The sequence below is a fragment of the Pseudomonas sp. H1_A03 genome (assembly GCF_054685145.1).
Genome location: NZ_CP162829.1, coordinates 4,720,243 through 4,744,072 on the forward strand (window position 1 = coordinate 4,720,243; position 23,830 = coordinate 4,744,072).

At 60.6% G+C, this 23,830-nt stretch carries 17 protein-coding genes; 4 read left to right on the forward strand and 13 right to left on the reverse strand.

Translation table 11 applies throughout. The features are described from left to right. Positions 1-363: 363 nt before the first annotated feature. From AB4O35_RS22010 to AB4O35_RS22020, 3 genes are read left to right on the forward strand one after another with little or no spacing between them, the layout of a single operon-like run. Positions 364-1,605 (forward strand): exonuclease SbcCD subunit D C-terminal domain-containing protein, encoded by a 1,242-nt coding sequence (locus tag AB4O35_RS22010; protein ID WP_065945349.1) that lies wholly within the window; start codon positions 364-366, stop codon positions 1,603-1,605. Beyond that, the gene (locus AB4O35_RS22015) at positions 1,602-5,240 is read left to right on the forward strand and encodes an AAA family ATPase (RefSeq protein ID WP_065945348.1); all 3,639 of its coding nucleotides are present in this window, start codon (positions 1,602-1,604) and stop codon (positions 5,238-5,240) included. The genes AB4O35_RS22010 and AB4O35_RS22015 overlap by 4 nt, the downstream gene beginning before the upstream one ends. Next, positions 5,237-5,830: a glutathione S-transferase gene (locus tag AB4O35_RS22020; protein WP_065880710.1), complete on the forward strand. Its 594-nt coding sequence runs from the start codon at positions 5,237-5,239 to the stop codon at positions 5,828-5,830. Before AB4O35_RS22015 ends, AB4O35_RS22020 begins: the two co-directional genes overlap by 4 nt. A gap of 162 nt (positions 5,831-5,992) precedes the next feature. Here the strand turns inward: AB4O35_RS22020 and AB4O35_RS22025 are convergent, their stop codons facing one another. From AB4O35_RS22025 to AB4O35_RS22050, 6 genes are all read right to left on the reverse strand, one after another. After that, positions 5,993-6,118 (reverse strand): hypothetical protein, encoded by a 126-nt coding sequence (locus AB4O35_RS22025; protein ID WP_256530428.1) that lies wholly within the window; start codon positions 6,116-6,118, stop codon positions 5,993-5,995. A gap of 159 nt (positions 6,119-6,277) precedes the next feature. Next, positions 6,278-6,457: a hypothetical protein gene (locus AB4O35_RS22030; protein WP_016980181.1), complete on the reverse strand. Its 180-nt coding sequence runs from the start codon at positions 6,455-6,457 to the stop codon at positions 6,278-6,280. A 157-nt stretch (positions 6,458-6,614) separates the two neighbouring features. Further along, positions 6,615-7,787 carry a lactonase family protein gene (locus tag AB4O35_RS22035; RefSeq protein ID WP_065880709.1) on the reverse strand — a complete coding sequence of 391 codons (1,173 nt, stop codon included), beginning with the start codon at positions 7,785-7,787 and terminating at the stop codon, positions 6,615-6,617. Continuing rightward, the gene (locus AB4O35_RS22040) at positions 7,777-8,070 is read right to left on the reverse strand and encodes a DUF5629 family protein (protein ID WP_065871991.1); all 294 of its coding nucleotides are present in this window, start codon (positions 8,068-8,070) and stop codon (positions 7,777-7,779) included. The genes AB4O35_RS22035 and AB4O35_RS22040 overlap by 11 nt, the downstream gene beginning before the upstream one ends. 80 nt (positions 8,071-8,150) lie before the next feature. Beyond that, complete coding sequence (locus tag AB4O35_RS22045) at positions 8,151-10,526, reverse strand: efflux RND transporter permease subunit (RefSeq protein WP_065890870.1); 2,376 nt, start codon at positions 10,524-10,526, stop codon at positions 8,151-8,153. A 15-nt stretch (positions 10,527-10,541) separates the two neighbouring features. Further along, a complete protein-coding gene (locus AB4O35_RS22050; protein ID WP_175402979.1) occupies positions 10,542-11,582 on the reverse strand; it encodes a WD40/YVTN/BNR-like repeat-containing protein in 1,041 nt (346 codons plus the stop codon). A 307-nt stretch (positions 11,583-11,889) separates the two neighbouring features. On the opposite strand from AB4O35_RS22050, the gene AB4O35_RS22055 reads away from it, so the two are divergent. Next, complete coding sequence (locus AB4O35_RS22055) at positions 11,890-13,005, forward strand: Gfo/Idh/MocA family protein (RefSeq protein WP_220074211.1); 1,116 nt, start codon at positions 11,890-11,892, stop codon at positions 13,003-13,005. Positions 13,006-13,114: 109 nt separating this feature from the next. Here the strand turns inward: AB4O35_RS22055 and AB4O35_RS22060 are convergent, their stop codons facing one another. The 7 genes from AB4O35_RS22060 to praB form a co-directional block, all read right to left on the reverse strand. Then, complete coding sequence (locus AB4O35_RS22060; protein ID WP_065908842.1) at positions 13,115-14,818, reverse strand: AMP-binding protein; 1,704 nt, start codon at positions 14,816-14,818, stop codon at positions 13,115-13,117. Between the two features lie 31 nt (positions 14,819-14,849). Continuing rightward, a complete protein-coding gene (locus AB4O35_RS22065) occupies positions 14,850-16,148 on the reverse strand; it encodes an acetyl-CoA C-acetyltransferase (protein WP_065890866.1) in 1,299 nt (432 codons plus the stop codon). Further along, entirely contained in the window at positions 16,145-17,035 is an 891-nt protein-coding gene (locus tag AB4O35_RS22070; protein ID WP_065871997.1) for a MaoC/PaaZ C-terminal domain-containing protein, read from the reverse strand. Before AB4O35_RS22070 ends, AB4O35_RS22065 begins: the two co-directional genes overlap by 4 nt. Positions 17,036-17,038: 3 nt before the next feature. After that, entirely contained in the window at positions 17,039-18,382 is a 1,344-nt protein-coding gene (locus AB4O35_RS22075) for a 3-oxoacyl-ACP reductase (protein ID WP_065871998.1), read from the reverse strand. A gap of 152 nt (positions 18,383-18,534) precedes the next feature. Beyond that, entirely contained in the window at positions 18,535-21,060 is a 2,526-nt protein-coding gene (locus AB4O35_RS22080; RefSeq protein WP_065871999.1) for an acyl-CoA dehydrogenase, read from the reverse strand. Positions 21,061-21,258: 198 nt separating this feature from the next. After that, positions 21,259-22,713 carry an outer membrane protein transport protein gene (locus AB4O35_RS22085; RefSeq protein WP_065872000.1) on the reverse strand — a complete coding sequence of 485 codons (1,455 nt, stop codon included), beginning with the start codon at positions 22,711-22,713 and terminating at the stop codon, positions 21,259-21,261. A 101-nt stretch (positions 22,714-22,814) separates the two neighbouring features. Further along, complete coding sequence (gene praB / locus AB4O35_RS22090) at positions 22,815-23,309, reverse strand: alkane oxidation protein activator PraB (RefSeq protein WP_065872001.1); 495 nt, start codon at positions 23,307-23,309, stop codon at positions 22,815-22,817. Between the last annotated feature and the right edge of the window lie 521 nt (positions 23,310-23,830).

Consider the following 23,830-nt stretch of genomic DNA (forward strand, 5'->3'; position numbering starts at 1 on the left):
TGCGATGGCCAAAGGTATCTACACATTTTCACTGTGATAGTGCGTAGCAGCTGTCGAGCCCCAGCGAGGCTGCGTTTGCGGCCTGTCTGACACACCGCTGACGCAGCCTCGCAGGGGCTCGACAGCTGCTACGCCTGGGGGGGGGGGGAATAAAGATATGTAGATACTTATGCTGCGATGGCGGTGGATCAGTCAGCTCATTTTTGACTGACACACCGCCATCGCAGGCAAGCTCAGCTCCCACAGTTGATCTCCTTCGCCCGCAGGCACCGGGTTCGCATTACAGGTAAACTCCCTTCCTTTTCACCGCCCTTCTCTGTTCATGGCGGCTATTCACTTTTCTGTTTATTCACGGAGTTCGCCTTGCGTCTGTTCCACACTTCCGACTGGCACCTTGGCCAAAACCTCCACGGCCAGGAACGCGACTTCGAACACGCCTGTTTCCTCGAGTGGCTGCTGGGCCAACTCAACGCCCAGCGCCCGGATGTGCTGCTCATCGCCGGCGATATATTCGACACGGTCAACCCGCCGCTCAAGGCACAGGAACGGCTGTATGACTTCATCATCAGCGCCCACGAGCAAACCCCCAAGCTGACCATCGTGATGATCGCCGGCAACCACGACTCCGGCTCGCGCATCGAACTGCCCGCACCACTGATGCGTCGCCTGCGCACCCATGCGCTCGGTCGCGTGCTGTGGCTGGATGACGGCCAACTGGATGCCGAACGCCTGCTGATCCCTCTGCCGGATGCCAAGGGCAAGATTGCCGGCTGGTGCCTGGCCTTGCCATTCCTGCGCCCGGCGGAAGTCACCGGTGCACACCTGGGTGACGACTACCTGCGCGGTATCGGCCAAGTGCATGAATGGCTGATCGCCGCCGCCAACGCCAAGCGTAAAAAAGGCCAGGCGCTGATTGCCATCAGCCATGCGCACATGGCCGGAGGCTCGGTGTCGGAAGACTCCGAGCGCAGCCTGATCATCGGCAATGCCGAGGCGCTGCCGGCCAGCCTGTTCGATAAAAGTGTCGGCTATGTCGCCCTCGGCCATTTGCACAAGCCGCAAAAGGTCAATGGCGAAGAGCGGATTCGCTATAGCGGCTCGCCGATTCCGTTGTCATTTTCCGAAATCGGCTACAAACACCAGATCCTCGACGTGACGTTCCAGGGCCAATGCCTGGTGAGTGTCGAACCACTGCTGATCCCGCGTTCGGTTGACCTGCAACGCCTGGAGGCTGCGCCGCTGGCGGATATCCTCAAGGCCCTGGCCGAGTTGCCGGACGTCGACCTGCTCGCTGAAACCCAGCGCCATCCCTGGCTGGAAGTGCGCGTGCGCCTGGACGAGCCGCAACCCGACCTGCGCCAGCAAATCGAAACCGCCCTGCAAGGCAAAGCCGTGCGCCTGGTGCGCATCGCCGCCGAGTACGCCGGTAAGCGCGGCAGCGACAACACGGACGAAGACCGCCTGATCGAACTCGACCAGCTCACGCCCCAGGAATTGTTCAGCCGCGCCTGGCAGGACAGTTACGGCAGTGAAGTGGATGAACAGACCTTGAAGGATTTCGCTGTGCTGCTCCAGGAAGTGCAACAGGAGGAGCAACAGCCATGAAGATCCTCGCCATCCGCCTGAAAAACCTCGCCTCCCTGGCGGGCCCGTTCGAGATCGACTTCACCGCAGAGCCGCTGGCCAGCGCGGGTTTGTTCGCGATTACCGGGCCGACCGGCGCCGGTAAAAGCACCCTGCTGGATGCGTTGTGCCTGGCGCTGTTCGGCGCTGTGCCGCGCCTGGGCGATACCGGCCAGGCGAAGATGCCGGATGCCGACAGCGATATTTCCATTGGCGACCCGCGCACCTTGATTCGTCGCGGCACCGGGGGTGGTTATGCCGAAGTGGATTTTGTCGGCGTCAGCGGCCGTCGCTACCGTGCGCGCTGGGAAGCCAACCGCGCCCGCGACAAGGCCAGCGGCAAGTTGCAGAACAGCCGCCAGAGCCTGATCGACCTGGACAGCGACCAACTGCTGGCCAGCCAGAAAACCGAATACAAGACCCAGTTGGAACTGGCCCTGGGCCTGAACTTCGAGCAGTTCACCCGCGCCGTATTGCTGGCGCAAAGCGAGTTCAGTGCCTTCCTCAAGGCCAACGATAACGAGCGCAGCGAACTGCTCGAAAAGCTCACCGACACGGCCCTCTACACCCAGCTTGGCCGACGCGCCTTCGACAAGGCCAAAGACGCCAGGGACGCGCACAAGCAGTTGCAGGACCAAGCCACCGGCGTGGTGCCCCTGGCCCCTGAAGCACGTGCCGAACTGGATCAGCAATTCGACGCCGCAAACGCCCAGCTCAAGAACCAACAGGCCCAACTCAAGCAGTTGGAGCTGCAACACACCTGGCTCAAGGAACTGCGCGAATGGCAGGAGCGCCAGCTCGCCGCCACCGAACAGCTGCAACGGGCACAGGCTGATTGGGATGCTCAGGGCCCGCAACGCCAGGACCTGAGTCGCCTGGAGCAATTGGCGCCGCAACGTCATCAGTTCGCCCGCCAAGCCGAACTCAACAGCGTGCTTGCCCCGTTGGCCGTGCAGATTCAGTTGCATATCGAACAACAGGGCCAACTGCATAGTCGCCAGACGCAGGCCGAGCAACAGCAAGCCACCGCGCAAACCGCGTTGGCCGAGGCGCTGAAAAACCAGGCCGATGCCGTGCCTTTGCTGCGCCAAGCGTTTGAAGAGCAGAGCACCCTCGCCCACTTGACCAAAGCGCTGGCCAAGCGCGCCGAGGACAAACAGCAGCACGAACACGCCTGCACCGAAGGCCAGGCCCGGCTTAACGGTCTGCTGGAAAAGCAAAGCCAAGTCGCCGAACGCCTCCAACGCCTGGCCACCGAACTTGATCGCAGCGCCGCCCTCGCCCCCTTGAGCGACGCCTGGACCGCCTACCGCGATCGCTTGCAACAGCTGATGTTGATAGGCAATCGCCTGAACAAAGGCCAGGCCGAACTGCCGCAATTGGAACAACGCGCGGCCCGCGCAGCCGAACAGTTCACCGGACAACGCGAGGCTCTGGACCTGCTGTATCAGGAGGCCGGTGCCGAGCCGCATGCCGTGGCCGAGCAAATCCAGTTGCTGGCCAGCCTGCTGCAAGACAATCGCAAACAGCAACGCGCCTTTGAAGACCTGACGCGCCTGTGGGACAGCCAGCAGCAGCTGGACCAGCAGGCCAACGTACTGACGCAGAAGCTTGCCGACGCCCAACAGCAACGCGAGCAACTGAACCAGACCGGCCTGCAAACCAAGGCGGAGCTGACCGTTGCCGAACAAACCCTGACGGTGACCAAGCAACTGCTTGAGCGCCAGCGCCTGGCCCGCAGTGCCAGTGTCGAAGAATTGCGCGAGCAGTTGCAGGACGACCAGCCCTGCCCGGTGTGCGGCAGCCACGAACACCCGTACCACCAGCCCGAAGCGCTGCTGCAGAGCCTAGGTCGCCATGACGAAAACGAGGAAGCCACGGCGCAGAAAGCCGTCGACACCCTCAAGGAAAAGCTCACCGAGCTGCGCGGCGAAGTCGGCGGTTTGATCGCCCAGCAAAAGGAATACCTGCAACAGCAGGAGCAACTGGCGACGCAACAACAAGCACTCAAGCCCAGCCTGGATGCGCACCCACTGTCGGCCGCGCTGTTCAACCAGGATGAGGCCAAACGCAGCGCCTGGCTTGATCAACAGTTGAGTCAACTGACCCAGAGCATCGCCCAGGACGAACAACGCCAAGGTGCCCTGCTCAACCTGCAACAAAACGCCGGGCGTCTGCAGCAACAACTGCAAGCCGCCCAGGAAGCGAGCCAGCAGGCCCGTCAATTGCTGGTGGATCAGCAACGCGAGCTGGCCAGCGACCGCGAACGTCTTGAGCAGGAACTGAATGCCTTCGCCAGCCTGTTGCCCGCCGACACCCTGGACGGTTTGCGTGCCGAGCCGGCCGCAACCTTCATGCAGCTGGACCAACAGGTCAGCCAGCGCCTTGAACAGCTCGGCCATCAACGTGATGAGCTGGCCGAGCAACAAGAACGCCAACAAGCGATCGAGAAAGAACAGACGCATCAGCAGCACCGCCAGCAGCAACTCGATGCGCTGAATCAGCAGGTCAACGAGTTGGCCGCCCAGCAACAAGCAGCTCAGGAAAAACTCGGCGCGTTGCTTGGCGAGCACGGCAGTGCCGAACACTGGCAACAGCAGTTGGATCAGGCCGTGACCCAATCACGCCAGAGTGAAACCGACGCCAACAAGCAGTTGCAAGAGATCCACAACGCATTGATCCAGTTGGCCGCCGATCTCAAGGCCCAGCAGGAGCGCCAGCAAGCCTTACAGGCCGAACAGCAATCGCTGGACACACGCCTCGGCGAGTGGCGAGCCCGGCACCCGGAGCTCGATAACGATGGCCTCAACCGCTTGCTGGCCTACGATGACGCCCAGGTCAGCCAATTGCGCCAGCAGTTGCAGCACAGCGAAAAAGCCGTTGAACAAGCCAAGGTCCTGCTGCAAGAACGCGAGCAACGCCTGGCCGAGCACCAAGCCCTGCACAACGGCAACCTTGAAGCCGAAGCACTGGACAGCGCGTTGGCTACGCTCAACCAACAGTTGGCTGAGGGAGAAAAAACCTGCGCCGAATTGCGCGCGCGCCAGTCCGAAGACCAGCGCCGCCAGGATGCCAATCAGGCCTTCGCCGAACAGATCGCCAAGGCCTATGACGAATGGCAACGCTGGGCACGCCTGAATGCGCTGATCGGCTCAGCCACCGGCGACACCTTCCGCAAGATCGCCCAGGCCTACAACCTCGACCTGCTGGTGCACCACGCCAACGTGCAACTGCGCCAATTGGTACGCCGCTACCGTCTCAAGCGCGGCGGCAGCATGCTGGGCCTGTTGGTCATGGACACGGAAATGGGCGATGAACTGCGCTCGGTGCATTCGTTGTCGGGTGGTGAAACCTTCCTGGTGTCGCTGGCGTTGGCCTTGGGCCTGGCGTCGATGGCCTCCAGCACGTTGAAGATCGAGTCGCTGTTTATCGACGAAGGTTTCGGCAGCCTCGACCCCGAGTCGCTGCAATTGGCGATGGACGCCCTGGACGGTTTGCAGGCCCAGGGCCGCAAAGTGGCGGTGATCTCCCACGTGCAGGAAATGCACGAGCGCATTCCGGTGCAGATCCAGGTCAAGCGCCAGGGCAATGGCTTGAGCACCCTGGAGGTCAAGTGAGTGAGGCGCTGCTGTATTCGTTTCGACGCTGCCCGTATGCGATGCGTGCGCGCCTGGCGTTGCGCTATTGCGGCGTGCCCGTGCGCATTATCGAAGTGAGCCTCAAGGCCAAGCCGGCCGAAATGCTGGCGCTGTCACCCAAAGGCACGGTGCCGGTGTTGAGTGTGAATGGCGTGGTGATCGATGAAAGCCTGGCGATCATGCAGTGGGCGCTGGCGCAGCACGACCCGGATGATTGGCTGCTGCAGGGTGACCCGGCGGTATTGGCGTTGATTGCCGAGAACGATGTGGGCTTCAAGTATCACTTGAATCGATACAAGTATGCCGAACGCTACCCGGAACAACCGATGGAACATTATCGGGCCGAGGGCGAGGTGTTCTTGCGCACACTTGAGGGATTATTGGCGAATCGCGAGTACTTATTCGCCGATCACCCAAGCCTGGCAGACATGGCCCTGGCGCCGTTTGTGCGTCAGTTCGCCCATGTGGATCGGGAATGGTTTGCCGGTGCACCGTATCCCCGGTTACAGCAGTGGCTGGAGCGCTTCCTGCAATCGCCGCTGTTCATTGCCGTGATGGCAAAGACCTGACCCGACAGGGCTCTGTAGTGAGCGGGCTTGCCCCGCGCTGGGCTGCGAAGCGGCCCCATCGAAAACGCCGCACGGTGTCAGGTATTCCTCGGCGCCTGGTTTTGGGGCCGCTTCGCAGCCCAGCGCGGGACAAGCCCGCTCACTACAAAGCGCCCATTCGGCTTAGCCTTCAACCAGGTTAAGCAACCGCTCACGGGCAATCTCCGGCTCACCGTCCACCCCTTGTACGGAGGACAGGATGGGGGCGGAGTAGAGAACCAGGATGAGTGCGGCGAGTCGGAGTGCCATGCTGTCGATTCCAGGAATAAATGCGTCAATATTTGAGCGTCAAATTTAAACACATGGCAATGTGATATCAATCATTTTTATTCTGCAGATGCACAAACGCCAAACCACTCGAACGAGCCAGGCTTCGTTCCAGTGGTTTGGCGTCTGCTTTTGTGCAGGTTATTGCTGAGTCTTGTGATCCAGTGCGGCGTAGAAGTTGGCACTTTGTTGCAGGTATTTCTGGGTGTAGGCGCTGGTGCTGGATTTTTTGCCGGAAACTTCCACGCTGGCCGCCGCTGGCAGGGCGACAGTGGCGGAAACAGCGGAAGCGGCAATGATGGAGAAGAGATTCAAGTTCATGTCGGTAACCCTTGTGTTCGTTTGGTTGGGTGGCCTGGGAAGGCCTTGGAACCCAACTTACGCCCGAGGGTTGAACCTTAGAAATGCTTTGAAACAGTAGCCGCTATTAATAGAATTAATACACCGGGTCAGGCCCCGCAGTGCGGGGCCTGCTGGCTTATTGACGCACCAGGAATTTGAGGTCACTGGGGGCGTCGATCGCCAGTTTCTGCACGGTTTTACCCAGCAGACCGGTGTTGGGGTCGCGTTCAACCACCACGATTTCGTTACTTTTCTGGTTGGCGATCAGCAAAAACTTGCCGCTCGGGTCCAGGCTGAACTCGCGCGGGTGGTCGCCTTCCACGGAACGGCGTTGCAGTTCCTTGAGGTGCGCGGTAGCCGGGTCGATGCTGAACACCAGCAACTGATTGGCCGTGCCACGGTTGCTCACGTAGAGGAATTTGCCATCACTGGACGCGTGCAACGCAGCGCCAGCCTTGTCCGGTACCGGTTTCCCGGCGGCGAAGTCCACCAGTTGCGTCTGGGTCAGCTGGCCATCTTTGTAGTCAAACACCGCGACCTGCGCGCTCATCTCGGTGGTCAGCCAGGCATGTTTGCCATCAGCGCTGAACAACAAGTGACGCGGACCGCTGCCCGGCGGCAGTTGCACCGAGGCCGGAGTGGCCGGGGTCAATGGCAGTTCATGATTGGCCTTGGGATCGTAGTGATAGGCAAACACCTTGTCCGCGCCCAGGTCCTGCACGAACACGTATTTGCCATCCGGCGACGACACCACCGAATGCACATGGTTGGACGCCTGGCGCTCCGGGTTAACGCGGCTGGCCGGGTGGCCGCTCAGTTGCACCGGGGCTGACAGCTTACCCTCGGCATCCACCGGCAGCACCGCCAGGCTTCCGCCCGGGTCTTCCACTACCGAGTAGTTGGCCACAAACAGGTAGCGCCCATCGGCGGCCACGCTGGAATGGGTGGGCTCGTTGCCCAGGCTCTGGACCTGGTTGATCAAGGTCAGCTGATGATTCTGCGGATCAATGCTGTAGCTGCTCACGCGGCCTACCGCATCCTGTTGGCCCGGCCCGTTTTCGTTGACCACAAACAGGTGCTTCTGGTCCTTGGAAACCGTCAGCCACGACGGGTTCGCGGCCTTGGCCGCCAACACCGGCGCGCCCTGGAACGTGCCGGTACGGCTGTCGAATTGCAGGCGGTAGATGCCTTCGCTGGTGCCAGCGGTGTAGCTGCCCACCAACAGTTCATAGGTGTCGGCCGGCGCGGCCTGCACCGACATCGCGCCTACACTGCCGGCCATCAGCAGGGGCCAGAATTTACGCATCATCCGCTTCATCCTCGTCGTTGTTGTTGTCGCCCTTGATCGCACTCAGGCAGACCAGACGGTGTTCACCGTCTTCGTTGCTCAAGAGCCAGCTTTGCAAGCTGCTATCAAAGGTGGCGGCGTTCAGTTGATCTGGACTGAACGTCCAACGCTTGAGTTCCCGGCCGTCCATGCTTTCGATCTGCAAGTGATGATCGAACGTGAAGTCGAAGGCGTGCAGCCCGTTGATGATCAGCATGTCGCTGTCTTTCAGGTCGGTGCTCAGGTTGGGTGCTGCGTCGGTCATGATGTGAAGTCACTGCGGGGGGAAAAGACACATGATAGGTCAATTCCCCCGCAGTGCCTTGCGGCAATGGTCTATATCGGTCAGTGAGCGAACAAAGAATTGCCCTTCTGCCCCGCCAACTTCTCCGGTTTGATCAGGAACCGCGCCAGCGCCGGCAGCAGCCACAGCGCACCAAACATGTTCCACAGGAGCATGAAGGTCAGCATCAAGCCCATGTCGGCCTGGAACTTGATGGCCGAGAAGATCCAGGTGCACACGCCAATCGCCAGGCACAAACCGGTGAACAGTACGGCTTTACCGGTGGATTTGAGCGTCTGGTAGTACGCCTCTTGCAGCGGCAGGCCGGCACGCAGGAAGCTTTCCAGGCGGCTGTAGATGTAGATGCCGTAGTCCACGCCAATCCCTACGCCCAAGGCCACTACCGGCAAGGTCGCGACCTTGACGCCGATACCCATGAACGCCATCAGCGCGTTGCCGAGCACCGAGGTCAGCACCAGCGGCAGCACGATGCACAGGGTCGCCGCCCAGGAGCGGAAGGTGATCATGCACATGGTCGCCACGCACAGGTACACCAGGATCAAGATGGTCAGCTCCGATTCCTTGATCACCTCGTTAGTCGCTGCCTCGATCCCGGCATTACCCGCCGCGAGAATGAATTCCAGGCCATCCTTGTTGTTTTCCTTGGCGAAGTCCTGCACCGCATGCACCGCGCGGTCGAGGGTTTCGGCCTTGTGGTCGTTGAGGAACACCAGCACGGGCGCCAGGGAGCAGTTGTTGTTGTACAGGCCATCGGCACGGGCGATGGAGTTGTTCAGCACATCCGGGTTGCGCGACAGGGTTTCCCATTTCAGGTTGCCCTCGTTCATGCCCTTGATCATCTGCTTGGACACGGTCACCAGCGAGATCGCCGACTGCACGCCCTCGGTGTTCTGCATCTTCCACATCAACTGGTCGATGGGCGCCATGGCTTCATAGCGCGAGCAGCCTTCGGCCTTGGTCTTGACCATCACCACCAATACGTCGGAACTGGTGGAGTAGTTGCTGATGATGAAATTGTTGTCTTTGTTGTAGCGCGAGTCCGGGCGCAGTTCCGGCGCGCCTTGGTCCAGGTCACCGATCTTCAGGTTCTGGCTGTACCAGAGGCCGCCGCCGAAGGCGACCAGCGCGAGCAGGATCGAGACCGGCGCCACTTTGGCGCTGGCGAATTTCGACAGCAGGCGCCAGAACGGGTGGTCGCGGTGCGCGTCCTTTTTGCTCCTGGCGATGGCGCGCTGGCTGATGCCAGCATAGGAAATCGCCACCGGCAGCAGGATCAGGTTGGTGAACACGATCACCGCCACGCCGATGGACGCGCCGATGGCCAGTTCACGGATCACGCCAATGTCGATGATCAGCAGCGTGATGAAGCCCACCGCGTCGGCGAGGATCGCGATCATCCCTGGCAGAAACAGTTGCCGGAAGGTACGGCGGGCGGCGGTCAGCGCGTTGTCCGCTTCACTGGATTGCAGGGCGATACCGTTGATCTTCTGCACACCGTGGGAAATACCAATGGCGAAGATCAGGAACGGCACCAGCATCGAATACGGATCAAGGCCGAAACCGAAAAAGTGCATCAACCCGAGCTGCCAGACCACCGCCACCAATGTCGTGCTCAACACCGCAACGGTGCTGCGCAGGCAGTTGGTGAACCACAGCAGCAGAATCAGCGTGATAACGAACGCGATGCCAAAGAACAGCACCACCATCACCAGGCCATCGATCAGGTCACCGACCTTCTTGGCGAAACCGACGATGTGGATCTTGACGTTAGGGTTCTGCGCTTCGAACTTGTCGCGAATCTTGTCTTCGAGTTCATGGGAGAACTTGCGGTAGTCAAGGGCCAGCAACTTGCCTTGGTCCTGCGGATCCGGGTAAGACTCCAGCAGCGGGATATCGACAATGCTTGATTTGAAATCGTTGGCTACCAGGCGCCCGACCTGGCCGGACTTGAGCACGTTGTTGCGCAGTTGATCAAGGCTTTGCGGCGAGCCGTTGTAGCTCTGCGGAATCACTTCACCACCGGCAAAGCCTTCTTCGGTCACTTCGGTCCAGCGTACGCTGGGGCTCCACAGCGACTTGAGGCCCGAACGGTCGACGCCGGAGATGTAGAACACTTCGTCGTTGATCTGGCGCAGGGTCTCCATGTACTCCTTTGTAAAGATGTCCCCGTCCTTGGCCTCCACCGAAATGCGCACCGTGTTGCCCAGGTTGGCCAGGTCGTTGCGGTGCTCCATCATCTTCTCGATGAAGGGATGCTTGAGGGGGATCATCTTTTCAAAGCTGGTGGACGGGCGAATCAACGTCGCCTGCCAGAACAGGAAAATACTCACCAGCAGGCAGATGACGATCACTGCCGGGCGGTTGTTGAAGATCAGGCGCTCAAGAAAGGTCGCTTTATCGTTGTGATGACTGCTCATTCTTTGCCCGCCTTCTTATTGTTTTGTCGGTTCAGCGCCGGTGGGCATGGCAACACGAACGCCACCCTGCCCGGCCAGAATCAAGTTGCCGTTGCCTGCCGCCGTGACGGCCGACAGCGAAATACGGTCCGGACGATTGAACACGCTGAAGGTCGCCCCATCGTCATGACTGACCACCACGCTGCCACCGTTGCCGACGACAACGATGGAACCGTCATCCAGCAAAGTCGCGCCCGACAAACCAAACTCCAGCGCTCCCCGCGCCGCGTTCAGCTCAACTTGTTCCCAGGTGCTGCCGAAATCCGTGGAGCGGTAAAGGTTGCCGCGCAAGCCATAAGCCAGCAGGGTCTGCGGCTGGGCGGTGCTGATTACGCCAAACAGCGAGCCCTCATAAGGGCCTTCGAGTTTTTCCCAGGTCTGGCCGTCGTCGCTGGAGCGGAACATGCTGCCTTGCTCACCAACGATGAATAGGCCGGCGTCCTTGATATGGGCGATGGCGTTGAGGTGGAACTGGTCTTCGTTGTCCAGGCGGTCACTGACGTCGTTCCAGGTTTTGCCGCCGTCAGTGGTTTCGATCAACGCACCGTAGGCGCCGACGGCCAGGCCGTGGCTGGCGTCGTTGAACCACACGTCGAGCAACGGGGCTTCGCGCTTGAGGTCTTGGTATTGCTGAGTCCAGGTGGCACCGCCATCGGAACTGGCGAGAATTTGCGCATCATGGCCCACCGCCCAGCCCTGCTTTTCATCGACAAAAAACACCGCCGTGAGCAGTTGCCGGGTGGGGACTTTGGCTTGGGTCCAGGTGCTGCCCTGGTCGTCGGAATAGAGGATATGCCCGCGATCACCGACGGCCACCAGGCGCTTGCCGGCATGGACCACGTCGATCATCAGGCCTTTGGCGGCCTTGGGGGATTCAATCGCAAACGCAGGTGTTGCGGTGGTATCGCTGGCTGCCAGTGCGGACGTGGACAACACACCACCGACCAGCAACGAGAGCGCTGTGGCCAACAACGCAACCTTGCGTGCGGCGCGTGGGCGGCAAACAACCCAACCCATGACAGGCTCACTCATAGACCTTTCTCCCATTTATTATTGTTATCGCCTGCCTTCCGGGGCCTTGAAACCTGCAATCTAGAGCGCCTGGAGGAAGCAGGGGCCATCCTATCGGGCTTTCGAATCGTCTGACAATCGGCGCTACGTTATCTTTTGTTAACTGACGCCGTTTCCCCATGGCCTGAATATAGCTGCATTCGCTGGGGTGATCTTCGGCAGCCTAATGAATTTTTATTCCATCTATTGAATTTAGAGAATTTTTATTCCATTAATACCCCCTCTCAAAACAATAATGCAAAGGACCACGGCAATGCGCGAACTCGGAATCGGCTTGATCGGCACAGGCTTCATGGGCCGCGCCCATGCCCTGGCATTCAATAACGCCCGCGCGGTATTCGAATTGCCAGTTACCCTCAAACTGGCTGCACTGGCCGACGCCGATACCGAACGCGCACAGCGCTGCGCCACGGCGTGGGGATTTGCCGAGGCCCACGGCGACTGGCAGACGCTGATCAATGATTCCAGGGTCGATGTAGTGGCCATCACCACCCCCAACCATTTGCACTACCCCATGGCCATGGCCGCCATCGCGGCAGGCAAGGCGGTTTACTGCGAAAAACCCCTGGCGGTCAGCCTGGAGCAGGCCGACGCCATGCGCCGCGCCGCCCGTGCGGCTGGCGTGGTCACGCGGGTCGGCTACAACTATCAGCACAACCCGATGATCACCTTGGCCCGGCAGATGATTGCCAATGGCGAGCTGGGCGAAATCATCAGCTTCCAGGGTGAATTCAGCGAAGACTTTATGGCCGACCCGACGTCCCCTTGGTCGTGGCGCTGCGAAGTGGAACATGCCGGCGGCGCGCTGGCGGATTTGGGCAGCCATCTGCTGTCGATGGCGCGCTATCTGGTGGGGGATGTCGTCAGCGTGTGCGCCGATACCCAGACCGTCCACGCCCGGCGCCCTGCCGTCAAAGACAGCACCGACTTGAAATCCATCGCCGTGGATGACCAGGTGCATGCCCTGCTGCGGTTCGCCAACGGCGCGCGCGGCACGGTCAGCAGCAGTTGGCTCAAGCATGGGTACAAGAATCACCTGAGCTTCGAGATCAGCGGGACGAAAGGCACGCTGGCGTTCGATCAGGAGCGCTTGAATGAACTGCGCGTATGCCGTGTCGGCCAGGAGGGTTTCCAGCGTCTGTTGGCCGGTCCCGCCCTGCCCGGCTATGCGGCGTTCAGCCCGGCTGCGGGGCACCAGTTGGGGTACAACGAGTTGAAGACGCTGGAGGTGCAGGAGTTGATTCTGGCTGTGGCTGGCCAGGGTGCGCAGGGCACTGACTTTGAGGCGGCATGGGAGGTCGAGCGCTTGGCGACGGCGATTCGCCTGGCGGCCAAGGAAGAACGCTGGGTAGCCGTGAACTCACTCTAAAATCCACCACAGAACTTTGTGGGAGCTGGCTTGCCTGCGATGGCGGTGTAACGGGTACACCGCTATCGCAGGCAAGCCAGCTCACATTTGGATCACCTAAACCTTCGAATCAGCGCAAGGCGCGGCGCAGGACTTTTCCCACGGTGGTCTTGGGCAACTCGGTGGTCCGAAACTCCACATACCTGGGCACCTTGTACCCCGTCAGATACTCCCGGCAATGCACCAGGATCTGCTCCTGCGTCAGGTTCGGGTCCTTGCGCACTACGATGATCTTGACCTTTTCCCCCGTCACGCCATCTTCCACCCCAATCGCCGCCACTTCCGCCACCCCTGGGTGCAACGCCACCACGTCTTCGATTTCATTGGGGTACACGTTGAAGCCCGAGACCAGGATCATGTCTTTCTTGCGATCCACCAGACGGATATAGCCACGCTCGTCCATCACACCGATATCGCCGGTCGACAGCCACCCCTCGGCATCCAGCACCTCGGCGGTGGCTTCCGGGCGTTTCCAGTAGCCCTGCATCACCTGCGGCCCGCGCACCTGTAGTTCGCCCTGCTCGCCAATCTCGGCCAGCTCGCCGTCTTCACGGATAAACCGCACCCAGGTCGACGGCAATGGCACGCCGATGCTGCCGGTGAATTCCATCTCGCGCATGCGCGCAATATTGATCGGGCTGATGCTCACCACCGGCGAACACTCGGTGAGGCCATAGCCTTCGATGATCGGCAGCCCGGTGACTTCCTTCCAACGCTTGGCCACGGCGGTGTGGGTGGCCATGCCGCCCGCGATCACCATGCGCAGGTCGGAAAAGTCCCGCGCGCAAAACGCCTTGTTTTCCAGCAAGCCATTAAACAACGTGTTGACCCCGGCAATGCCGTTGAAGCGCTCCTTGCGCAGGATCATCTGCACCCGCTTCACGTCCCGCGGGTTGGCAATCAAGATATTGCGCCCGCCCAGGCACATGAACATCAGGCAGTTCACCGTCAGCGAAAAAATGTGGTAAAGCGGCAGCAAGGTGACGTTGGTTTCCTGCTTTTGCTGGTCCAGTTGGTCACCGACCCAGGCCTTGGCCTGCAGCAGATTGGCGATGATGTTGCGATGGCTGAGCATCACGCCTTTAGCGTCGCCGGTGGTGCCGCCGGTGTATTGCAGGAAAGCCAGGTCGTCGAGGTGCATTTCCACCGGAAAATGATTGAGCCCGCGCCCCTGTTTCAAGGCCTGATTGAACCGCACCGAGCCGCGCAGATTGAACGCCGGCACCTGCTTTTGCACGCTACGCAGGATAAAGTTCATCGCCGCGCCCTTGAAGGTGCCGAGCAAGTCGCCGATGGCCGCGATGACCACGCGCTTGACGCTGCTGCCGGCAATGACTTTTTCCAGGGTATGCGCGAAGTTTTCGAAGATCACCACGGTCTGCGCGCCGCTGTCCTTGAGCAAATGCTTGAGTTCATGGGAGGTGTACAGCGGGTTGACGTTGACCACCACCGCGCCGGCCAGGATCGTACCCAGCAGGCAGATCGGGTACTGCAAGCAGTTGGGCATCATCAACGCCACGCGGTCGCCCTTTTGCACACCCTGGCCCTGCAACCAGGCGGCGAACGCAATGCCTTGCACCTGCCAGTCGGCGTAAGTCATTTCGGTGCCGATGCTCACATACGCCACACGCTCGTGGAATTTCTCCAAGTGTTCGAGGAACACCTCGCGCAACGATGGGTAATCTTCAATCGCGGCATCGATATCCGCCGGGACGCCAGGCAGGTAAGCGTCAAGCCAGATCCGTTCGGTTTGTTCCAGGCTTACAGCGTTCATGGCAGTCTCCTTGTTGTTGTTTTTGATAGAGCTACTTTTCGACGATGGCGGTAATGCCCAGTCCGCCTGCCGCACAGATGGAAATCAGGCCGCGCCCGCCGCCGTTCTCATGGATGATCTTGGCTAGCGCTGCCAATTGCCGGCCTCCGGTGGCGGCGAACGGGTGACCGCAGCCCAGCGAGCCACCGTTGACGTTCATTTTCGCCCGGTCAATGGGGCCCAGCGGCGCATCCAAGCCCAGACGCTCGCGGCAATAATCGGCGTCTTCCCAGGCCTTGAGTGTGCACAACACCTGGGCGGCAAAGGCCTCGTGGATCTCGAAAAAGTCGAAGTCATTAAAGCTCAGGCCTTCACGTTTGAGCATGCGTGGCACCGCGTAGGCCGGGGCCATCAGCAGGCCTTCGGTGCCGTCGACAAAGTTCACGGCTGCCGTTTCGCCGGTCCGCAGGTAAGCCAGCACTGGCCAGCCGTGCTCGGCTGCCCATTCTTCGCTGGCCAGCAACACCACCGAAGCGCCATCGGTCAGCGGCGTGGAGTTGCCTGCGGTGAGCGTGCCGTTCTGGCGGTCGTAAGCGGGTGACAGCCCGGCGAGTTTCTCAAGGCTGGCGTCAGCGCGTAGGTTATTGTCCCGGGCCAGGCCGCGATGGGGGCTGATCAGGTCGTCGAAGAAGCCACGTTTGTAAGCGGCATCCAGGCGCTGATGGCTGGTGAGTGTCAGCTCATCCTGGGCCAGGCGCTTGATCTGCCAGCGCTTGGCCATTTCCTCGCAGTGTTCGCCCATGGACAGGCCGGTGCGCGGCTCACCATTGCGGGGCAGCAAGGGCTTGAAAAACATCGACGGCCGAACCTTGAGCAGCGCTTTCAGCTTGTCACCCATGCCCTTGGCGCGGTTGGCCGCGAGCAAGGTGTGGCGCAGGGATTCGTTGATGCCGATGGGGGCGTCGGAGGTGGTGTCGGAACCCCCGGCAATGCCCACCTCGATCTGGCCCAGTGCGATCTTGTTCGCCACCAGCAATGCGGCTTCCAGGCCGGTGCCACAGGCTTGCTGCACGTCGTAGGCTGGGGTGTCCGGGGACAAGGTGGTGGACAGCAGCGACTCACGCGCCAGGTTGAAATCCCGCGAATGCTTGATCACCGCCCCGGCGGCAAACTCACCCAGGCGTTGGCCGTGCAGGTTGTAGCGGTCGACCAGCCCCTGCAAGGCGGCGACCAGCAGATCCTGGTTGCTGTCGTGGGCGTACACCGTGTTGGAGCGCGCAAAAGGGAGGCGGTTACCGCCGATAATCGCGACGCGGCGAACCGGAGCTCGGTTGAAGCTGTAATCAGTCATTTAAGGCTCTCTTTCCAGACGAACAGTCCACGCATGTGAGGCTTGTCACCTGCGAAATTGCGGACTTCAAACTCACGGCAAGGGCCCGCTGCCGGACGGTTCCACAGCGCGACCTGGCCGGGCAGGAAGATCGGCAGCTTGAAATCGCAATGCGCCTCGGCCTGGTCCAGCCCACCGGGCGGTTGCTGCGCGGCAAGGGCGCGGCCCAAGGTCCACATGCCGTGGGCGATGGCACGGCGAAAGCCGAAGATTTTCGCGCCGATCACCGACGTGTGGATCGGGTTGAAATCCCCCGAGACCTTGGCAAAGCGCCGGCCCAGGTCGGCGGGCAGCACCCAACGTTGAGTGCGCAACAACCCTTCTTCCTGCAACGGCAACGCGTCGTCCCAGGGCTCGCCGACCGGGTCGTTGACATCCCGGCGCAGGTACAGGCTGTCGCTCTCCCATACCAGGGTGCCAGCACTGTAGGCACGGGTCGCGATGCTCAACGCCTGCCCCTTGGGATGCGCGACCCAGCGCTCGCAATACACTTCCAGGCGCAAGGCCTGGCCTTCGTGCAGGCGTTGGTGCTGACGAATACGATTCGCCAGGTGCACCATGCCGCTGGCCGGGTACGGGAAACTCGGGCGGGTCAACAGCATCAGGTGCAGCGGGAACGCCAACACATGGGGATAAGACAGCGGCACGCCTTGCTCGCGGCGAAAACCACAGGCACGGCCATACGCGGCAATGCCAGCGGCGGATAACTCCACTGCCGAGCGCACCAGGCGTTCCTTGGGCAATACAGGCGCACCGTCGAGCGCTGGCTTGCGCAAGGCCCGCACGCCGTCCAGCAGCAAGCGGGTGCGTGATGGCGGTGGGTCGATAATCTGTGTCACGTAGTCCATGGCTCAGGCTCCCAGCAGGCTTTGGCCGCACACGCGTACGACTTGGCCGTTGACCCCGCCAGACGCAGGGTGCGCCAGCCAGGCAATGGTCTCCGCCACATCGATCGGCTGCCCGCCTTGGGACAGCGAATTCATGCGCCGCCCCGCTTCACGAATCATCAGCGGGATCTTCGCGGTCATTTGGGTTTCGATAAACCCCGGCGCCACCGCATTCACGGTGACGTGCTGCGCCGCCGCACGCGGTGCCAGGCCCTGGACCAGGCCGATCACACCGGCCTTGGAAGTGGCGTAATTGCTTTGCCCGAGGTTGCCAGCGATGCCGGAAATCGACGACACGCACACGATGCGCCCACCGGGGTTCAACCCTTGGTTTTGCAATAACGCGTCGCTGAGTTGCAGGGGCGCCTCAAGGTTGACCGCCAGCACGCTGCGCCACGCCGTCTCGGTCATTTTGGCGATGGTTTTGTCGCGGGTGATCCCGGCGTTGTGCACCACCACGTCAAAAGCGCCGTATTGACTGACATGGGCCTGCAGCAGTGCGCCGGCATCCGCTGCAGTGATATCCAGGGGCAGCGCCGAACCGCCGACACTCTCCGCCGCGTGTTGCAGCGACGCCTGGGCCTGCGGTACATCCACGCACACCACATGGGCACCGTCGCGCGCCAACACTTGGGCAATCGCCAAACCGATGCCACGGGAAGCGCCGGTGACCAGCGCGCGGCGGCCGGCGAAGGGTTTGTCCCAGTTGACGGGAACCTGGCCGTCCACCGGTTTTTCCAGGCGCACCACCTGCCCCGATACATACGCCGACCGGCGCGACAGGAAGAACCGCAGGCTGCTGTCCAGTGCGTCTTCGGCGCCCGGCGCCACGTAGATCAGTTGCACGGTGATCGCCCGGCGCAACTCCTTGGCCAGCGAACGCACCAACCCTTCAAGGGCGCGTTGGGCGATGGCTTGGGGCAAGTCCTGGCAGTGTTCCGGCGCGGTACCGAGTACCACCACGCGGCCGTGCTGACCGAGGCGCTTGGCGTTGGCATGGAAGAACACATACAGCTCATCCAGTTGCTGCAGGTCGGCCACGGCGCTGGCGTCAAACACCGCGCCCTGCACGTTCACCGTGGACGGCGCCTTGAGCGAGGCCGGGGTGGCGGTGACGGTGTCGGTGGCCGCGAAAATCCGCTGCACCTCAAAGGCCAGGCGCCCTGCCCCGGCGAGGATCACCGGGTTGGCCAGGCCTTGCTGGCCGCTGCGATGACGTTGCAGCGCCAAGGGTTGCGGCAGACCAACGGCCTGGGCCAGGCGACGGCCCCAAGGGGAATTGACGAAAGAAAGGTAGCTGTCACTCATAGGTAGTTCTACTCACAACGCTGTCTTGGCTGTAAACCCGATCAGTGTGGGAGCGGGCTTGCTCGCGAATGCGCCGTTTCAGTCACCCGATGCAGCGACTGATCCACCGCATTCGCGAGCAAGCCCGCTCCCACATTTGGATCGTGTTTCTCCTAATTCACCGAGGTACTTTCACCTTGGGCGGTTCGGCGCTTTGGCATAGGCTCCAGCGCTTGCTTGCGCCGCTGCAACGCCTCCAGCAACCCGAAGTCCTGCGGGAAGTCATCCACTTGGATGCCGTGGTCGGCGTATTCCACATAGCGACCGAGCAAGGTGTCTTCGTCGTCGCTGATCAGGTCCAGCGCCCGCGCCTTGACGCGCCAGACGGTGAAGGCCGTGGCTGAGATCGGCATCGGTTCGATCAAGCCCTGCTTGACGGCGGGCTTGAGTCGGGCGTCGATCAGCTCCACCTGCGGCAACAGGCGGAAGCCCAGTTCGCCGTAGGCCAATTTGTCGATTTCCGGACGTGGGATGTAGGAATTGGCCAGCAAGCGGTCGCGGGTTTCGCCTGGTGTCTGCACCACATCCGCCACCTGGGCCAGCAGACGGTCCGAAGGTTTGCGCAACGGGATACCGAACGGGAACGTCAACGCCCGCACCACGGCCGCCGCCGCTTTTGACGGGTAGTTATCGAGTACCTCGGCCAGCGCTTCATGAGCCCGCAGCAATGCATCCTGGGCCGACCAGTGCACCAACGGCAGGTCCGCCTGGGGCCGGCCGTCATCCTCGAAGCGCTTGAGCACGCAGGACAAAATGTACAGCTGCGACAGAATATCCCCCAGGCGCCCGGTGATACTTTCCTTACGCTTGAGGGCACCGCCCAGTACGCCCATGGAAACGTCCGAAATCAACGCCAGCACCACCGACAGACGATTGGCCTGGCGATAGTAGGACGCCAACGCGGGGTCGGTCTTGGCCGGTACGGATATCAGCCGCCCCGCTGTCAGAGAATGCACTGCCGCGCGTACGGTGTTAGCCAGCACAAAGCTCACATGGCCGAACATCGCGCTGTCGAAGTCTTCCAGCGCCTTGCGCCGGTCCGGGTTGCTCGCTGCTTCCATCTCGCGGAACACATAGGGATGGCAACGAATCAGCCCCTGGCCATAGATGATCAGGCAGCGCGTCATGATGTTCGCGCCTTCCACGGTAATGGCGATGGGGCTTTGCTGATAGGCACGCGCCAGGAAGTTATTCGGCCCCATGCAGATGCCCTTGCCAGCAACGATGTCCATGCCGTCATTGACGATGATGCGCGCGCGCTCGGTAACGTGGTACTTGGCGATGGCCGAGATCACCGAAGGTTTCTCACCCGCATCCAGGGACGCTACCGAGACTTTACGCACCGCATCGCAGGCATACAGGTGCCCGGCCATGCGTGCCAGTGGCGCCTGCACGCCTTCGAATTTTCCGATCGGCAAGCCGAACTGTTTACGCATGGCAGCGTAGGCCGTGGTGCCGCGCACCGCGACCTTGCCCAGGCCGACGTTGGCCGACGGCAAGGAAATCGCCCGCCCCGCTGCCAGGCATTCCATCAACATGCGCCAGCCATTGCCGACTTGCTCGCGGCCACCGATCACCCATTCCAGTGGGATGAAGACATCCTTACCGGTGGTAGGACCGTTCTGGAACACAGCATTCAATGGCCAATGACGGCGACCGCTGTTCACGCCGGGATGGGACGTTGGAATCAGTGCACAGGTGATGCCGAGTGAGCCGGGAGCACCGAGCAAGCCGTCCGGGTCTTCAGCGCGGAATGCCAGGCCCAACACCGTGGCAATCGGGCCGAGGGTGATGTAGCGCTTGTCCCAGGTCACACGAAAACCGAGCACTTCCTCGCCTTCATGGGTGCCTTTGCAGACGATGCCCAGGTCGGGAATCGCCCCCGCATCAGAGCCGGCATAGGGGCTGGTCAGCGCGAAGCACGGGATGTCCTCACCCCGCGCCAGACGCGGCAGGTAGTAATTGCGTTGGGCATCGGTGCCGTAATGCAACAGCAGCTCCGCCGGACCGAGGGAATTGGGCACCATCACCGAAATCGCCGCCGCCGAGCAGCGCGTCGACAGCTTCATCACCACTTGCGAGTGCGCGTAGTGGGAGAACCCTTTGCCGCCGTATTGCTTGGGAATGATCATGCCGAGAAACCCGGCATCCTTGGTGTACTGCCAGCCTTCGGGTGACATGTCCTGCCACACCTGGGTGGTTTCCCAGTCATTGGCGATGTCGCACAGGGTTTCCACTTCGTTGTCGAGAAAGGCTTGTTCTTCGGCGCTCAGACTGGCTGGAGCAGCTTGCAACAGGCGCTGCCAGTTGGGCTTGCCGCTGAACAACTCGGCGTCCCACCACACAGTGCCAGACTCGATGGCGGCGCGCTCGGTGTCGGACATCGCCGGCATGATCGTACGAAACAGGCCTAGGGCCTTGCTGGTAAGCAAGGTGCGGCGCAGGGGCTTGATCGTCATCAGCAACGCGGGCAACACCACCAGCACGGCCGCGACGGTGGTACCGAATCCGGCAACCACGTTGAACAGGTAACCCGCCGCCAGCCAGACCAGGCCGGCACCCAACCACAGGGTGGCGGCAGCTTGTCGATATGCCAGGGCAATCGCTGCTGCGAAACCCACCAGTAACCAGATAACCATGGAGATACCTCTACTTGATTCAGGGTACGGCCTACGTGCGCCGGGTCGGATGACATGCGGCGTAACGCCACACTACAAAATTCGAAAACTATATTCAAATTTTGTTTTGAAATAATTATTTAACGCTAGGGCAAAAAAATGACGGCCGAGCGGGCCGCCTGGTCCATCAACACGCTGAGCGGATCACCCAGCGAAACATCAGAACGTGTAGGTCGCCGACAGGCTGATGACATCGCCGGACGCCTTGACCTTGCCATTGAGACTCGCGCCGCCCAGCCGGTCTACGTTTTGGGTCCTCAACTTCACCTGCTCAGCGAACTGATGGGAATAGGCAATATCAAGCGTCAGGCCCTCGATTGCCTTTACGTCGTACCCGGCGCCAACGGACAGAAAGGTGCGATCACCATCCGGGATCCGCGGGTCACGGGTCGAGTTACGGGTAGGCGTCTGGTCGACGGCCACGCCCGCACGCAAGGTCAGTTCATCGGTGGCACGGAAGTCTCCACCCAGGGAGTACATCCAGGTGTTCTGGTAGTTGTAGGGAATAGAGACGATCGTGAGGTCACCGGACTTGAGCGTCAGGTCCTTGAACGCCGACCACTGCGTCCAAACCACGCTTGCCCCCAGGGTGAATCGATCATTGAACCTGTGCACCCAGTCCAGGCCCGCGGTGGCAGGGATATCCAGCTGGGTACTGGCATGCGCACCGTTCGGAAACAGCTCAAGTCCCGGATAAGCCGTGCCCACCAGCGTACCGCTGCCGCCAAATGGGCTCGGTTGGGTCATAAGGTTGTAGGAAAACTGATCGGCATGAATGTTGTATTTGCCGGTCATCTTGTTCTTGATCCTGGCGTGGTAATTCAGACCCAGGGTGTCTTTCTCCGTAGGTTTCCAGACGACGCCGGTAAACCAGCCTGCTGAAATATTGTCGACTTTGACCCGTATCAACGCGCCGCCCACGTCCGATGGGAAAGGAGTGCCGCCGAGTATGGAATCGGACACCGCCGCTGCCGACAGCAAGTCGATGTTCTGGCTGACGAAGCCCTTGCTGTGCTGAACGATCACGCCGCCACCGATGGAAAACTCGTCGTTGACCTTGAACGATAATGACCCCGTCAAACCCACGGTTTCGATTTTGGTATCCACTGCAAAACCGCGCAGTTTCGAGTCTTCATCCCAGGTGGATCGCATGCCTTGGGGTACAACCTGGCTCAGCCCGAAGGCAAATTGGTCACCAAGCGGCATCACCATGAAACCCGTCGGTAGCCAAGCGGAAAAACCTCCTTGGCCACCGTCGTTGTTGTTCACGGTAGTCGCTGTGGGATCAGGGAAACCGCTGTCATCCAGCGGGGTACTGGAAATTGGGTTGCCTGCGTAATCAGAGGCCGCGCCTGTGTATTTGATCTTGATGCGTGCGTAGTCGACCGTGAACTGCGCAACGTTACGGTCTATGAACGCCATGGCAGCTGGGTTGTTGTACGCAGCGCTCGGATCGTTCTTGAACAGCGAACCACCGGCAAATGCCCTGCCCCAGCCAGGCGCACCATAAGTCGGGGTGGAGAAACCACCGGCGTGCACAGGTGCGGCAATCATCAGCCCGCCCATAAACGCCAACCCCAGGAGAACCTGTACCGGTCGTGTCTTGTCATTCATACGGTATTCCTAATGCCATCTCATATAGCTAAACCAACAGACGCCTGGTGAAAGGCGCCTGTCTTTTAACGGGCAATCAGCCCTGTGTGCTCAAGCCACCCTCAAGGCACAACGGTGAACGCTGGCGTTGGCTTGACACTCAGGCTCACTACCGTGCAGTTGCCGGCCAGCGGTTGATTGGTCGCCGTCAACACACCGCCGCTGTAGTTGCCTGTGATAGTGGAAGCACCGCAATTGGAGACCGGGTACAGAATAGAACCCGCGATGGTGTACCCGACATTTGTCACAGAACCCGCCGTGGCCCCCGTCGCCGTCAATGTCCAAGGCAAGCCGGTAATCTTGGGCAGGCTGCACAGACCACCACCGGTGATGGCTACAGCGGTAATTTTTGCAACGCCGGCGGCGTCGACATTGCCGGTAAAGGTGGCCCCGCAGTTAACAGCAGCTTGGTAGGAAGACGGGGATTTCACCGAGATCGTGCCGGGTGCAGTGAAGTTGGTGTTTACCGGGGTAATGCTGTACGCATTGGCCATGGAAGCGGTCCCCATGCAAATAGCCAGGGCAGACAACGACACGAGGGTTTTAAAGTTCATCATTATATTCCTCACATATAAAGGCGAGTTATTCGCCGGGGTAATGACCAGGATCGAGAAGTTAAAGCAACATAGCGAAACCCCTTGATCCGGCCAAACTTCAAATCAATGATCTATACATAGCTAGAATCAATTCATTCGGTAATGGTGTGTGAGAGTGCAGTAGGCGCTGCCAAGCGGGCACGGCCTTGCAATAAGTGAACAGCCCCATGGGAACCTAGGCAGAGAGGGACGAATACTTTAGGTAATTGCATCGCTAGCACTCTTCCCTCAAAATTATTTTTATTCGGACATAGCAACTTTCATACAACTAAGCATGCGCCGAAATAGGAAAAATCTGAGCGATGGAAATCAGCGTTTTATTCAGAGCGTGATTGCGTAACCCACTCCAGATACTTTGGCTTGCGTCACGGTAGGGAAGTTGTGGCGGCTCCTCAGAGCAGCGCTACGAAGGGTAATTGCGTGTCGGATTAGGATGGGCTCGGAGCAACACTGCAACAAGTTGCTAGCGATAAGATGCGAGA